This is a genomic window from Aeromonas sp. Y318-1 (assembly GCF_027706125.1).
In the GTDB taxonomy this organism is placed as follows: Bacteria; Pseudomonadota; Gammaproteobacteria; order Enterobacterales; family Aeromonadaceae; genus Aeromonas; species Aeromonas hydrophila.
On record NZ_JAPDCM010000002.1, the window covers coordinates 315,341 to 328,954 of the forward strand.

The following is a 13,614-nucleotide window of genomic DNA, read 5'->3' on the forward strand; positions in this document are numbered from 1 at the left end:
AACCCTGTTCAGCTCGTCACCAGACCGAGATTTGCACCTCTTTTGGTGACGTTTACTTTGTTGACCCAAAGGAACGCATCATGAACAGCATCCGCTTCCATGACACCCAGTTCACCGTTATCCCCCATCACGGCCACCCCTGGCTGACCGCTACCCAGATCGCCCAAGCCCTTGGCTATGCCAGCGAAAAGTCCATCAGTAACCTGTACAACCGCAATGCAGACGAATTTACCCCCTGCATGACCTTGGTCATCAATTCGATGACCAAGGGGTTCGGCAATGGCAGCAGCGAGAAAGAGGTGCGGATCTTCTCCCTGCGCGGCGCCCATCTGATCGCCATGTTCTCCCGCACCGCACTCGCCAAAGAGTTCCGCCGCTGGGTGCTCGATGTGCTGGACCGGGAGACCGCCGCCAACCCGCAGCCCCTCACCATGCTGACCGACGACGAACTGCACTCGCTCGCCTGGCTCTGGCGCGCCGCCGATTACATGATGGGGGCCGCCCGCCGCATCTATCCCCTGCTAGATGTGGCCGAGCATCGTGAAGCCGGCACCTACTACTCCATCATCCACGAATACCCTATGACCCTGGCCGCCGCCCAGCGCATCCTGGTCGACAAGACCCGCCATGTGCAGCCCGTGACCCACAGCAACCGCGACTGGAACAGGTTGCTCCCCCATCTGCACCGCCAGCCAGCAGCAAAAAGTTGGTAAATGTGACCGGTCACGCACAGAAGTGCGTGACCAAATAAATAACTACGGGTAACCTGCTTGCAGCAGGCAATACAGCTTTATTCGGGTCCACAATTGTTTTGTTTACCGCCAGAACAGAAATGGATAACATTATTTACATCGTTCATCTGCGTGATATATGCATCAAAGCTCGGATGAGATATCGAAAAAAGCCATAAGAAAGTGGCAGTATAAGGACTATTAAGAATAAGTTAGCACCACATATAACCACTAAAGTAATCATTTGAGATAATGTATGAAAATAACTACTGGCAACCTTGAAGTAATTGAATCCGGCTTAGTGAGAAATGGCCTTTCCAACAACATTAAATTTGATTTTCAAGATTTATGGGTTGACTTTCAATTTATTAAAGATAACTCCGGTCCCAGAAGCAACTATGTACCTTCCGATGATTTAAAGGGCTTAAAAGTAGAGATTTATAACAATGATTCACCGACTGGCGCTGGTGTATTCCAACCAATTAAAATTGGAGTCTTAGAAGGTCGTGAATTATGGCTGGCATACTTCGCCTCCAAGCCTTTTGACAATCACAACTCTTGGACATTGGAATACGTCTTCTACAAGGGAGCCGGTGTCGATGAGTAAAATACAAATTGGCGATTTCATAAACAGTGCGCCCAAACAAAATAAAAACACAATTTCAGGAGATATTGCTGGTGCTGTTAGCCAGACTCTGGGAACAGGAAAACATGCTCAAGATTCTATTGTTTGGCTGACTATAAAGTGGTCATTTTCTCTTGGAATATTACTTTCAATTATATTGATAATATTTATGTGGCCATCTAAACCAGAAGGAGTACATCCACCAATTGAGGCTAACTTCCCCATAGAGCAATTAAAAACAATATGGTCAATTTTTGTACCAATTGTCACGTTAGCCCTTGGTTACATGTTTGGTAAAGGAAAATAATAAGGTAGTAATTGCTGCCCAAAAACTTCGGCTGATTTGGATGTAAAAAGAGCCCCCAACACTTGCTCTCTCAATGTTGTCGTTAAAAAGTGAAAAGATCTGACGGAAAGTGAAGGATCGCAAAAAGGATCCGAATCCCCGCGCGCGGCCAGTGCTGGCGCGGGGAGCCGCTCCCAATCCCCAGTCGTTCACCTGCATGATTTTCCACACATAAAGCGGGCAGGCGAGGCGGGGTCTTGACTGCGCGCGCCGGGTGCTGAGGGGCCGCCGCCCCGGCACGTCAGGGCGCTGAACGCCAGGCAAAACAAAGCCCACTCGGTGAGGGGGCTTTCGTGACACCTTGAACATACACAAACTCCAGATGTTCGATGTAACTGTAGCCTCGGCTATGCCGCCTGTCCTGTCAGATCTGACAGTCGGTAGGGATTGAACCGGATCACCTCCTCCCCTGCCCAGTCATTGAGCGCCAGCAAGCTGGCCTTGATGCTGTCTATCTCGTTGATGTCGAACACCTGGGCGGCCTTGGTCACATCGCCAAAGCCGCCGGTGCTGTTCGGCATCACCCCCATCAACTGAGGCGGCACCCGATGGCTGGCGAGCTGGTCATCCCGGCTCACGTTCTTGATGCTGAGGAAGTCATCCTTGGCTGCTACCTCGGCCACCGGGATCAGCTTGACCCCGTCCTTGCTGCCGCCCGGGGTGTAGAGCAAAAGGTTGCGGAAGTTGCCGGGGCCCTTGCTCTGGCGCAGGGCTTCTTTGAGCTTGGCGATGTCCCCCTCGTTCTGCACCGCGTCGGTGATGTGCATGATGAAGCCCGCATGGCTGCCGTTCTCGTAGTAGCGGCGGCGGAACAGGGTGGCCGACTCGTTGAGCAGGGTGGAGTTGAGCCCGCCCACGTAGTCGGGGATGCCGTAGATCTCCTGGTTGATGTCCGCCTCCATCACATGGCCCACCCGCCCGGCTGGCAGCGCCTGCTCCTGGCCGGGTTGAGCAATCCACCAATACTGGTTGAGATCCAGCGCGCGCCGGGTGTACTTGGCGCGCAGGTGGTCATAGCGCAGCACCCCGCCGAGCCGGTTCTGCACCGCCTGCAGATAGCCGTTGCCGAAGATGAGGTAGTCCAGCACCAGGCCGGTGAAGGCGGCCGGGCTCAATTTCGGATGCGGGATGAAGCAAGAGCGCAGGATGTTGCGCTTCACCTGAATGGCGGAGGCGTGATGCACCCCGGCCCGATAGACCCGGGACAGCCCATTGAGGGAGAGGGGCGGCTCGTACCAGCGGCCGTTGTGCATGGCCTCCAGGTAGTCGAACACTTCCCGTTGCGATAAAACGGGCACCGGCTCGCCAAAGCTGAACGCCTCGATGGCCTCGCCGGGTTTCTGGGTCGCCGTCATCGGCGAGGTATGGCGCTGTGGGCGGCGCTTTCTCATGTGAAAATCTCCATCATGCTGGTATTGGCACCGGTGGCACCTGCCAGCGGTTCGTGTAACAGGGCCTGCATCGTTGCCCAGGCGATGTCAGCGTGGCTGGTTTCGTCGGAACGGCTCGCCTCGAAGGTCGGCATCTTGCCGCCCGCGGTCACCGCTCGGCGGATGCTCATGAAGGCCTGGGCCAGATCGGTCATCCCGCTGTCGAATTCCAGCCGGCCCTTGTTCATCACATCCTGGGCCTTCATCACCATCTGGATTTTCACGCTCGGGTTGTACTGGATGGCGGTCACTGCCGGGTAGAACTGCTTCACCAACTGGTAAACCCCCTCCCCGATCCCGGTGGTGTCGATGCCGATGTAGCCCACGTTGTAGCGCTCGCACATGGCCTTGATGGCCCGCGCCTGGGCGTCGAAGTCCATCCCGCTCCAGCGGTGGCGCTCCAGCACCCGGAACTTGCCACCCGGTACCGCTGGCGGGGCCAGCACGGCGCAGCCTGCGCTATCGCCCTGCCCACCCTTGGCCGGGTCATAGCCGATCCACACCGAGCGGTTGCCCAGGGGGCGCAAGGCAAAGGGCTTGTAGTCGTCCCACAGCTCCCAACTGTCGACCATGCAGCGCTGCAGGGTGGCGAGCGGGAACACGCTCGAGGTATCGTCCATGAATTCGCACATCAGCAGGTTGCGGAAGCGCTCCTCGGAATACTCACTGTGCAGTTGGGCCATGTCGAACAGGTCGCAGCCGCCGCGCACCGCATCTTCCACCGTGACGATCTGGCGCCATTGACCATCGCCACCGAGCTTGCCGTCCATCAGGTGAGCGTGGCTCAAGTCAAACTTGATCTGGTCGGCCTTGGGCCTGCCCTTGTTGAACTCCTCACCCGACCAGAATTTGTATGCCGGATGGGAGAGGCTGGAGGGGGTGGAGAAGTAGGTCTGACGCCACTTCTTGTGCATCGCCATCCCGCTGGCCACGTTGCGAAAATCCGCAAAGCCATGGATCCAGAAGTATTCGTCCATGTAGATGTTGCCATGGTAGCCCTGCGCGGTGCGGGCGTTAGTGCCGAGGAAGTAGAGGTGCGCCCCGTTCGGCAGCACCATGGGGTCGCCCTTGAGCTCCACCCCTTCTGCGTTGGCAAACTGGATGATGTACTGCTTGAAGATATGGGCCTGCGATTTGCTGGCCGACAGGAAAATCTGGTTGCGCCCGGTGACCAGGGCATCGATGAAGGCCTCGAAGGCAAAGAAGTAGGTCGCCCCAATCTGGCGCGATTTGAGCAGGTTGCGCCGCCGATACTGCTTGCCCGCCTCATACCAGACCCGCTGGTAATCGAACATGGTGGACTCGAAGCGCTCGATCAGCCGCTCCTGCTGATCGAGCTCCACCACATTGCGCTCGGGCGCTTTCTTCGGCCCCTTGTTACGGTTCGCCACCTTGGGGTTGAGGTCGGCCTCGTTGCCGCCCTTGCTGTATTTGTTGACCCGGGCGATGCGCTCCAACTGCCTGCCCAGCAGGTCAATCTCCTTGAAATCGCCGCCGGTTTTCACCTCCTTGGCGATCAGCTGGCACATCCGCGCCTCGATGGCGAAGTCGACCCGGTCAATGGGTTTGATGTCATCCCAGCCATCGCGGGATTTCCAGGTGCCGACCGTCCCCTCGGGGGTCGCCAGCAGCTCCGCAATGGCTCGGATCTTGTACCCCTGAAAGTACAGGTGCATGGCCTGCCTGCGGGGTTCGATATGGGGGAAGAGTAAGGGTGCTGTCATGGCGCCAGTCTACCCAGCCAGACCAACCACCAACGCCCCACCGCCATTGTGTAACGCCCTTACACAATGGCGACAGATTGCACGATCCCGCCGCTCACCCAGACCATAACCGCGACATAACCACCCAATCACCAAAGGGATCCCAGCCCATGGCAAAGTCCAAATTTTTCCGTGTTGCCGTAGAAGGGGGCACAACCGATGGCCGCGCCATCACCCGCGAATGGCTTGAGCAGATGGCCCAGCGCTACAACCAGTCCACCTACGGCGCCCGGGTCAATATGGAGCACATCCGGGGCATTGACCCCAACGGCCTGTTCAAGATGTACGGCGACATCACCGCCGCCAAGACCGAAGAGGTCACCATCGAAGGCGAGCAGCGCCTGGCCCTGTTCGTGCAGATTGACCCGACCCCAGAGCTGGTCGAGCTGAACAAGAAGCGCCAGAAGGTGTTCACCTCGGTCGAGATCCACCCCAACCTGAACGAAAAGGGGGCCTACCTGATGGGGCTGGCGATCACCGACTCCCCCGCCAGCCTGGGGACCGACATGCTCCAGTTCTGCGCAGGTGCAGGCGACAAATCGCCGTTGGCCTCCCGAAAGCAGCACAAGGAGTGCCTGTTCACCGAAGCGCTGGAAACCGTCATCGAATTCGAAAGTGAACAGGAGAAAGGCCCCTCCCTTGCCGAGCGCATCACCGCGCTGTTCTCCAGCCACAAAAAGCAATCCACCGCCGATTTCAGCGATGTGCACCAGGCCGTCGAGACCGTCGCGAAAGAGGTCACCACCCTCGATGCCGACCTGCAGAAGAAGTTCACCGAGCAGGCCAAGACCCTCACCGAGCTGACCAACAAGCAGGACGCCACCGCCAAGGCGCTGGCCGACCTCACCGCCAAGTTGGAGGGCCAGGAAGCGTTCAACCAGCAACGCCCGCCAGCCACCGGTGGCGATAGCGCATCCATTCAAACCGACTGCTAAGGACCATGCCCAATGCGTAACGAAACCCGCCAGAAGTTCAACGAGTTCACCAGCCAGGTGGCCAAACTCAACGCCATCACCAGCGCCATGGTGCAATTCAACGTGCAGCCCAGCGTCCAGCAGACCCTGGAAACCAAAATGCAGGAGTCGGTCGCCTTCCTCGGCATGATCAGCGTCATCCCTGTCGATGAGATGAAAGGCCAAAAGGTCGGTATCGGCATCACCAGCACCATCGCCGGTCGCACCAACACCGACACCAAAGACCGCCAGCCCAACAGCCCGCACGGTCTCTACGACCAGAGCTACGAATGCGCCCAGACCAACTTCGACACCCAGATCGGCTACGGCCAGATCGACGCCTGGGCCAAGTTCCCCGACTTCCAGACCCGTGTCCGTGACGCCATCCTCACCCGTCAGGGGCTGGACCGCATCATGATTGGCTGGCATGGCACCAAAGCCGCCGCCGACACCGACCGCAACGCCAACCCCCTGCTGCAAGACGTCAACATCGGCTGGCTGCAACACATCCGCACCGACGCCCCGGCCCAGGTCATGAGCGAGGGCACCGAGGGCAGCGGCCAGATCTACGTCGATGCCACCGACGGTGATTACAAGAACATCGACGCCCTGGTATACGACGTTGTGAACGAGCTGATCAAACCCTGGTATCAGGACGATACCGACCTGGTGGTCATCTGCGGCCGCAAGATGCTCTCCGACAAATACTTCCCCATCATCAACGATGCGGGCGACAACCAGAACAAACTGGCTGGTCAGGTGCTGGTGAGCCAGAAGCAGATCGGCGGCCTCAAGGCCGTGCGCGTCCCCTTCTTCCCCGAAGACAAGCTGCTCATCACCAAGCTCAGCAACCTCTCCATCTACTGGCAGACCGGCGCCCGCCGTCGTCACATCGAAGACGAGCCCAAGCGCAACCGCATCGTCAACTACGAAAGCACCAACGACGCTTACGTGGTCGAGGACTACGACTGCGCCGCCCTGGTCGAAAACATCGTCATCGGGCCGAATCCGGCCCCTGGCGAGTAAGGGGGGTGGCATGACTCCCGCCCGCCGCCACCGCGAAAGAGCACTGGCCGCTCTGCAAGGGGCGGCCAATCCCCAATTCGACCAGGCCCGCGCCAACGCCTACGAACTCCAGCTGATGCAGTTGGCCGAACACCGCCGCACCCTCAAGGGCATCCAGAGCATCGAGCGCAAGATCGACGCCAAGCGCACCATGCTGCCGGTCTACACGCCGTGGATTGATGGCCTGCTGGCCGCCGACCGGGGCGGACAAGATGACGTCCTCGTCACCGTCATGCTCTGGACCCTCGACACCGGCGATCTCGAAGGGGCCTTCAACATGGCCGATTACGTGATCCGCCACGGCCTCAGCACCCCCGATCGCTACGAGCGCACCGCCGCCACCCTGATCGCCGAAGAGGTGGCCGACACCGGCATCAAGCTGCAAGAGGCAGGTGCTGGCCCCAGTTATGGCCTGCTGTGCGCTTACCTCGAGCTGCTGACCCACTGCGACATCTTCGACCAGGTGCGCGCCAAGCTGCACAAGGCCGTGGGCCGCGCCGCCCTGGCCGAAGGGTTCAAGGAGCAGGCAGCCCAGCACTACCGCCGCGCCCTCGAACTGCACGACAAGGTCGGCATCAAGAAAGAGCTCGAAGTGCTCGAGCGCGAACTGAAAAAAGAACAGCAACCCGACGCCACCGGCGGCGGCAGCTAACCGAGCGAACCCCGCACCCTGGGCGGCTCGGGCCTGACGAATGCGTTGCGCATACCAGACGGCCCGACCACCGCCCAACAAGCGGAAAAGGAGCACCATGAGCACCGGATTCATTGCCAATGCCCCCACATCGCCAGCCGAAGGGGAGATAGACTCCAGCCCCTTCTGGCCGGCGATCTCGCTGCCTGACCTGCGCGACACCGTCCGGCTCGATGGCACCGTCACCACGGCCCGCCTCAAGCATGCCGTGATCGACGCCATCACCAGCATCAACCGGGATCTTGCTGATTGGCGCCGCGCCCGTGAGGCAGAGGGGGTTGCCACCCTGGCTGCCGTGCCAGGCGAACTCATCAACAACGAATCAGCGCACCTGCACAGCTACCGGCGCGCCGTCTACGCCATGACCCGCGCCAACCTGCTGGAGCGTTACACCGACTACAGCGCCACCGGTGATGGCGTCAAAGGGGTCGATGCCAAAATCATCAGCTCTGACGACCTCTACCGCGACGCCCGCTTTGCCATTCGCGACATCCTCGGCACCACCCACAACACGGTGGAGCTCATCTGATGGAGCTGCGCAGCCAGCAGGGTGACACCCTCGATCTCATCCTGTTCCGGCATTACGGCTACACCGCAGGCATCACCGAGCAGGTGCTCGCACTCAACCCCGGTCTGGCCGCGCTCGGCCCCATCCTCCCAACCGGGACTCTCATCACAATGCCAGCGGCCCCCACCCAGGCCGAGCAGCCGCTGATCCAGCTATGGGACTGACCATGAGCCGCCTCGACGACGAACTCGAACGACTGGCCGACATCAGCGAGCAGCAACTCGCTGCCCGCATCCACGCCGCCCGCATCAGTGGCACCGGCCCGCACTACTGCATCGACTGCGAAAACACTATCCCGCAGGCGCGCCGTGAAGCGATCCGGGGCTGCGAACGCTGCGCCGAGTGCCAGACCATCCACGAATTTCAAACCGCTCGCCACTACGGCGGCAAACGATAGGAGAGCACGATGCCAGAACCCATTTCATCCAGTGCAGCAACCAGCACCCTGAGCGCCTTGGCGTTGCTGTCCCTCTTCCCGGGCGTTGACCCCGGCGTCCTGCTCGGTGCATTCGCCGGGGCGCTGGTGTTCATCGCCACCACCGCCGAGCTGGGTAACCTGCGCAAAGCGGGCCTGTTCGTTGCCGCCTTCGTGGCGGGCGCGCTGGCGGCCCCGCTGGTTGCAGCCATGCTGGCCAGCGTGCTGCCGCTCAGTGTCGAAGTCCCCAGGGCCGTCGGTGCAATGCTGGCCTCGGCGTTGGCCGTCCACCTGTTGCAGTGGATCCTGCGCAAAACGCCGGAAGACCTGCTCAAACGCCGCAAAGGGGGCTGATATGCACCAACAGGACAGTAAAGCCTTCTCCGGGGTCTTGTGGCTTGTGGGACTCCTGAAAGTTGTTGAGAAATCAGCGTGGCAATGGGCTGCAGTCTGCTTGTTGTTGATGTTGGTTGAATTTGTGAGAGGCGCACCGTTCAACCCGCTGAACTCCTTCGTAACGTCGGTCGTTTGCGCATTGGCTTGCGCATTCGTAATTGAACTACCGCGAGTGGTAATCCGGTTCATCAAATGGGCTCGGCGTAAGCGCCAAGCCTGCAAAGGGGACTGACATGCTGACCATCCTCTACGCCATGATCTGCACCGCGATCGCCATGCGCATCGCCACCTTCAACCGCAACGGGGGCGACTATCGCCCCCTGCCGGCACTGCTGGCATGGGTCATCACCGTCGCCGCCGGGTCCGTGCCGCTGCGCGTCCTGCTCGGGGTCATGCCAGCACCAGACCCGGCCGCGGTGCTGCTGGCAGCCGTCCTGCTCACCGCCCTGATCGGCTCTCGCGGATCCGTCATGCGCCTGCTGCCACGCCGTCGCCAGCAACCGACCACCGCCAGCCACCTGAACGGGAGGTATCAACCATGAGCCTGAAAAAAGGGGATACCGGCGCCACCGTCGCCGATTTGCAGCGTCGCCTGACTAAAGCCGGTTATCCGCTCGATCCGGATGGCTGGTTTGGCGATGCCACAGAGCGCGCCCTGCTCGCCTTTCAGCGGGACTACATGATCACCGCCATCGGCCAGGCTGGCCCACGCACCCTGGCCGCCCTGCTCGGCAGCGAGCAGGGCAACCAGTTGCGCATCGGCGACATGCAGGCTGGCGCTGACCTGCTGGGCCTGCCGCTGGCCACCATGGCCACCGTCGCCCAGGTCGAGAGCATTGGCGAAGGCTTCACCCAAGACCAGCGCCCGGTGGTGCTGTTCGAGCGACATGTGTTCTACAAGCAGCTCACCCAGCACCTGGGCAAGGCCAACGCCGACCAGATGGCCGCCAGTTACCCCAACCTGGTCAACCCCAAGCGCGGCGGCTATGCGGGCGGCTCGGCAGAGTGGGAACGGCTGCAACTCGCCATCAGCCTGCACCGGGATGCAGCCATCGAGTCGGCCAGTTGGGGGATGTTCCAGATCATGGGCTTCCACTGGCAGGCGCTGAGCTTTGCCTCGGCCAGCGACTGGCAGGCCGCCATGCAGCGCAGCGAGGTCGAACACCTCACCGCCCTGTGCCGCTTCATCCAGCAAGATCCCGCCATGCACAAGGCCCTGCAGGGTCGCAAGTGGGCAGACTTTGCCCGCCGCTACAACGGCCCGGCCTACAAGGACAACGACTACGACACCAAGCTCGCCAAGGCATACAGCCACTTTTCCAAGGTCTATCCAGTGAAGGAGGTGGCGGATGTGGCCTAACCTGCTGCGCTCCCCCCTCACCTGGTTGCTGCTGGCCCTGGCCGTTGCCTTGGCTGGCTGGGGCTGGTCGGCCCGCTCCGCCGCCAAGGCTGAGGGCAAAGTCTCCACCCTGCAAAGCGACCTCAAGGCCGCCAACGACAAGGCCGTCGAGGCCGAGCAGCGGGAGAAGACCAAAGATGGGACCATTGATACCCTCACCGGCGAACTGGACGCCCAGGCAACCGCCGCCGCCACGCTGCAACGCCAGCTTGGCGATCTGACCATCACGGCCACCACCCGGGCCGACACCATCAAGAGGCTCAAACGTGAAAATGCTGAACTCAAGGAGTGGGCTGATCGCCCTCTGCCTGATCCTGTTGTCAGGTTGCTCCAGCGCCCCGCCCTCACCGGCGCCGCAGATTATCAGGCTCACCTGTCCAGCCCCGGCGCCCTGCCGACTGCCGGCCGCCAGCCCGGTCAATAACGGCGACCTCATGGATCAGTTGACCCAGACCGAGGCCGCATGGGCAACCTGCGCCGCACTGGTCGACAGCCTTATCACCTGCCAGCAACGCCACCAGAACGGGAGAGAACATGGAAAAGCCAAAACAGATCCGTGAGGTACTGACCCGCTGCGTGCCCCACCTCAAGACCAACCCGGACAAGCTGCACATCTTCATCGCCCCGGGCAACGTCGAAAGCACCGGCGCCCGCTCGCTCTCGTTCGAGTGGCAATACCCTCTCACCATCGGCATCGAGGACTTTGCCGGCCACCCGGATCAAGTGATGGTGCCGCTGCTGGCCTGGCTGCGCCAACACCAGCCTGAACTGATGACCAACGACGAGCAGCGCAAGGAGGGCATCACCTTCGAGGCAGAATACCTCGCGAGCGACCTGATGGACCTCATCATCACCGTCAAGCTGACCGAGCGGGTCAGGGTCTGGCAGAACGAACAGGGGATTGGCTGGGAACACCTGCCAGAGCCGCCAGAAGACCCCTATGACGGAATCACCTGGGAACTCTTTATCAACGGGGAGCCTCAGCCATGGCCGCCGACGACCTGAGCCGCCTGACCCACTGGGCCGATGGCCTGCTGGCCGCCATGGAGCCCGCCGCCCGCCGTCAGTTGGCGAGCGAGATGGCCCGCACCTTACGCGCAAGCCAAGTCCAGCGGATCCGCGCCAACCGCCAGCCCGATGGCAGCCCCATGGCACCGCGCAAACCACAGCCCAAGCTGAAGCAAGGCCGGAACCGCCTTCGCCGCAAGATGTTCTTCAAAATCAGTAGCCCCACTTGGCTCAAGGCCCGCGCCAGCGAACAACAGGCGGTGGTGGAGTTTGTCGGCACCGCCAACCGGCTCGCCACCATTCACCAATACGGCCTCAAAGACCGCATCAAGGGCCGCGAGATCCGCTATCCGGCGCGAGAACTGCTGGGCATCACCCATCAGGAGGTGGAAAAGTTGGAGGAGTTGTTGTTGGCTCATTTGACCCAATAGGTGGTTGTCGAGCGAAGCTGGAAACCATACGATACGGCGCAAACTTAATCGTGTGAGGCAAGGATGAATCAGCGCACCGAACTGCGGCCGCGGCTCCGTCAACAAGCTGGCAAGAATGATAAAAAACCAGCCAAATCTCCCGAGCAAACTTTGGTACGAGTGCAAATTGCCTTGACCCTGCTGCCACTACTGACTGCTTGCATCTATCTATTTGGCATGTCGTGGCATGCCGGTTATTTAAGTGTTTTTCACATAGATAGCGGTGAGTTCCCTCTATCCACCGAGCAAAATTTGCTGGCGGGGATAATTGCATTAGCTAATAACGTACTGCCGCTAACAATCTATCCAATTGCTTTAATGGCAATCCTGATGACCGTTGGTATTCTCATTGCTTTAACGTTCAGGCAGATCAAAAGGTGCTCAGATTTTTTCCGAGCTAGGACCTTCCACATAGGCAAAAGCGAATTCACAACTAGGCTGCTAAAACTTCTATTTAAAAACGCAATACAACCCAACGAGGCTAAATGGCTGGGAGACGCATATGAAGTGTTGTTTACTTGGTATCTCCGCTTTTGCTTTGTACTTCTTACCTGCGCAATTATCTTCGCATTGGCATTTCATTGTTACCGTGATGGCGAGGATTGGGCCCAAAAGCAGACTAAGAAAATGGAACTAGGTCCTCAGAGCTTTGTCGAGCAACTCACCTATGCCAAGTATCCCGAGGGCATCTCAGCGATGCGCATCGCGTGCAACACCACTCAGTGCACCTTCTGGACGGTGAAAGACGGCACCATCTACCTGCGGCATGACCAGATTGATAGCGTGACCATTCCCCCTAAACCAGACAAGAAAGAGCAACCCCTTGGTGAGTAGGCCAACTGATCGAACTTAGGTGAGTTGGGTAAGAACCCTTCGGGGTGCCGGCCGCTACTACTCCATCCTACATCCTAAACTAAGCCCGCAAGCTCCTGGCCGACCGCACCCGCCATATCCAACCCAATACTCACGGCGACAGCGACTGGCTCAAGCTGATCCCCCATCTACGCCGCGAACCCAAGGCTATCGGTTGGTAATGTGACCGGTCACGCATTCAAAATGCGTGACCGGCCTCATTTGAGTTGATATATAATAGTACCCCTTAGAATCCAGCGCTTAACAAATAACGGTAAAAAATTCAAAAGGAGCATTTGTGAAAATACTGAAATATAAAGAAATGAGAGCACTATATTTGAAAAGCGATGATGTAAAAAACATCATTGACACGGGATTTACCTCTACCATGACGATATTAAACCCCAAGACAATAAATGACAAAAAAGTCAATGAAAACTCATTCCTAGTTAACGATGATTTTGAAATCAATCCGGAGTGCTTCTCTGCCTTTTATACTGACAGAATATTCAAAGTAATTCGTTGCATCTATGTTGCTGTACCATCTAGAGGGAAAGGCTTAGCCAAACTGATGATTTCTGAATTTCAAAAAAACTTCATCTTCGGGAACGAAAAATTTCTTCAGATTGGCGTGGAGTATACGAACAATATAAACTTCACTAATTTAGAAAGACTATATTCCTCACAGAGCTTTAAACGAACAGCAACCCCCGCACGCCACCCTGGGAATAAGTATTTTCATGATTTCTTTTGGTCTCCCAGGAACTTTGAAATAATTCAAAGAAATGGGCAAGTTATACCTGAAATTAGATAGGGTAGACTTACTTTTTATTTAATTACTAAATGCCACACCATTGTGTAACGCCGTTACACAATGGTAAACCCTCGCCTTACTCGCCATT

20 protein-coding genes are annotated in these 13,614 nt (G+C 58.6%); 18 read left to right on the forward strand and 2 right to left on the reverse strand.

Annotated elements, in window-relative coordinates; genetic code table 11:
• The first annotated feature begins 80 nt into the window (after nt 1-80).
• From OKB87_RS03970 to OKB87_RS03980, 3 genes are all read left to right on the forward strand, one after another.
• Nucleotides 81-713, forward strand: a complete 633-nt coding sequence (locus OKB87_RS03970; protein ID WP_270826562.1) for a P22AR C-terminal domain-containing protein — start codon at nt 81-83, stop codon at nt 711-713.
• Nucleotides 714-987: 274 nt separating this feature from the next.
• The gene (locus OKB87_RS03975; RefSeq protein WP_270826563.1) at nt 988-1,338 is read left to right on the forward strand and encodes a DUF6864 domain-containing function; all 351 of its coding nucleotides are present in this window, start codon (nt 988-990) and stop codon (nt 1,336-1,338) included.
• Nucleotides 1,331-1,663: a hypothetical protein gene (locus OKB87_RS03980; RefSeq protein WP_270826564.1), complete on the forward strand. Its 333-nt coding sequence runs from the start codon at nt 1,331-1,333 to the stop codon at nt 1,661-1,663. Before OKB87_RS03975 ends, OKB87_RS03980 begins: the two co-directional genes overlap by 8 nt.
• Nucleotides 1,664-2,049: 386 nt before the next feature.
• Here OKB87_RS03980 and OKB87_RS03985 read toward each other — a convergent pair whose 3' ends face one another.
• Nucleotides 2,050-3,093: a phage portal protein gene (locus tag OKB87_RS03985; RefSeq protein ID WP_152608390.1), complete on the reverse strand. Its 1,044-nt coding sequence runs from the start codon at nt 3,091-3,093 to the stop codon at nt 2,050-2,052.
• A complete protein-coding gene (locus OKB87_RS03990; protein WP_270826566.1) occupies nt 3,090-4,856 on the reverse strand; it encodes a terminase ATPase subunit family protein in 1,767 nt (588 codons plus the stop codon). Before OKB87_RS03990 ends, OKB87_RS03985 begins: the two co-directional genes overlap by 4 nt.
• Before the next feature lie 149 nt (nt 4,857-5,005).
• Between OKB87_RS03990 and OKB87_RS03995 the strand changes: the two genes are divergently transcribed.
• From OKB87_RS03995 to OKB87_RS04065, 15 genes are all read left to right on the forward strand, one after another.
• Entirely contained in the window at nt 5,006-5,830 is an 825-nt protein-coding gene (locus tag OKB87_RS03995; RefSeq protein ID WP_270826568.1) for a GPO family capsid scaffolding protein, read from the forward strand.
• Between the two features lie 12 nt (nt 5,831-5,842).
• Nucleotides 5,843-6,874 (forward strand): phage major capsid protein, P2 family, encoded by a 1,032-nt coding sequence (locus OKB87_RS04000; protein ID WP_270826569.1) that lies wholly within the window; start codon nt 5,843-5,845, stop codon nt 6,872-6,874.
• A gap of 10 nt (nt 6,875-6,884) precedes the next feature.
• The gene (gpM, locus tag OKB87_RS04005; protein ID WP_270826571.1) at nt 6,885-7,565 is read left to right on the forward strand and encodes a phage terminase small subunit; all 681 of its coding nucleotides are present in this window, start codon (nt 6,885-6,887) and stop codon (nt 7,563-7,565) included.
• Nucleotides 7,566-7,662: 97 nt separating this feature from the next.
• The gene (locus OKB87_RS04010; RefSeq protein WP_270826572.1) at nt 7,663-8,133 is read left to right on the forward strand and encodes a head completion/stabilization protein; all 471 of its coding nucleotides are present in this window, start codon (nt 7,663-7,665) and stop codon (nt 8,131-8,133) included.
• The gene (locus OKB87_RS04015; RefSeq protein WP_025327452.1) at nt 8,133-8,336 is read left to right on the forward strand and encodes a tail protein X; all 204 of its coding nucleotides are present in this window, start codon (nt 8,133-8,135) and stop codon (nt 8,334-8,336) included. Before OKB87_RS04010 ends, OKB87_RS04015 begins: the two co-directional genes overlap by 1 nt.
• Before the next feature lie 2 nt (nt 8,337-8,338).
• The gene (locus tag OKB87_RS04020; protein ID WP_319858997.1) at nt 8,339-8,569 is read left to right on the forward strand and encodes a TraR/DksA C4-type zinc finger protein; all 231 of its coding nucleotides are present in this window, start codon (nt 8,339-8,341) and stop codon (nt 8,567-8,569) included.
• Between the two features lie 9 nt (nt 8,570-8,578).
• Nucleotides 8,579-8,941 carry a putative holin gene (locus OKB87_RS04025; protein ID WP_270826575.1) on the forward strand — a complete coding sequence of 121 codons (363 nt, stop codon included), beginning with the start codon at nt 8,579-8,581 and terminating at the stop codon, nt 8,939-8,941.
• Nucleotides 8,942-9,216: 275 nt separating this feature from the next.
• Nucleotides 9,217-9,525 carry a phage holin family protein gene (locus OKB87_RS04030; protein WP_270826577.1) on the forward strand — a complete coding sequence of 103 codons (309 nt, stop codon included), beginning with the start codon at nt 9,217-9,219 and terminating at the stop codon, nt 9,523-9,525.
• Complete coding sequence (locus OKB87_RS04035) at nt 9,522-10,343, forward strand: N-acetylmuramidase family protein (protein ID WP_270826578.1); 822 nt, start codon at nt 9,522-9,524, stop codon at nt 10,341-10,343. The genes OKB87_RS04030 and OKB87_RS04035 overlap by 4 nt, the downstream gene beginning before the upstream one ends.
• Entirely contained in the window at nt 10,333-10,806 is a 474-nt protein-coding gene (lysB, locus tag OKB87_RS04040) for an Rz-like lysis system protein LysB (protein ID WP_270826579.1), read from the forward strand. The genes OKB87_RS04035 and lysB overlap by 11 nt, the downstream gene beginning before the upstream one ends.
• A complete protein-coding gene (lysC, locus tag OKB87_RS04045; protein ID WP_270826580.1) occupies nt 10,700-10,942 on the forward strand; it encodes an Rz1-like lysis system protein LysC in 243 nt (80 codons plus the stop codon). Before lysB ends, lysC begins: the two co-directional genes overlap by 107 nt.
• Complete coding sequence (locus tag OKB87_RS04050) at nt 10,917-11,387, forward strand: phage tail protein (RefSeq protein WP_270826581.1); 471 nt, start codon at nt 10,917-10,919, stop codon at nt 11,385-11,387. The genes lysC and OKB87_RS04050 overlap by 26 nt, the downstream gene beginning before the upstream one ends.
• The gene (locus OKB87_RS04055; RefSeq protein WP_270826583.1) at nt 11,369-11,821 is read left to right on the forward strand and encodes a phage virion morphogenesis protein; all 453 of its coding nucleotides are present in this window, start codon (nt 11,369-11,371) and stop codon (nt 11,819-11,821) included. Before OKB87_RS04050 ends, OKB87_RS04055 begins: the two co-directional genes overlap by 19 nt.
• Nucleotides 11,822-11,884: 63 nt before the next feature.
• Nucleotides 11,885-12,694 carry a hypothetical protein gene (locus tag OKB87_RS04060; protein WP_270826584.1) on the forward strand — a complete coding sequence of 270 codons (810 nt, stop codon included), beginning with the start codon at nt 11,885-11,887 and terminating at the stop codon, nt 12,692-12,694.
• Between the two features lie 316 nt (nt 12,695-13,010).
• On the forward strand, nt 13,011-13,526 hold the full coding sequence (locus OKB87_RS04065) for a hypothetical protein (protein WP_270826585.1): 516 nt from the start codon (nt 13,011-13,013) through the stop codon (nt 13,524-13,526).
• Nucleotides 13,527-13,614 lie beyond the last annotated feature (88 nt).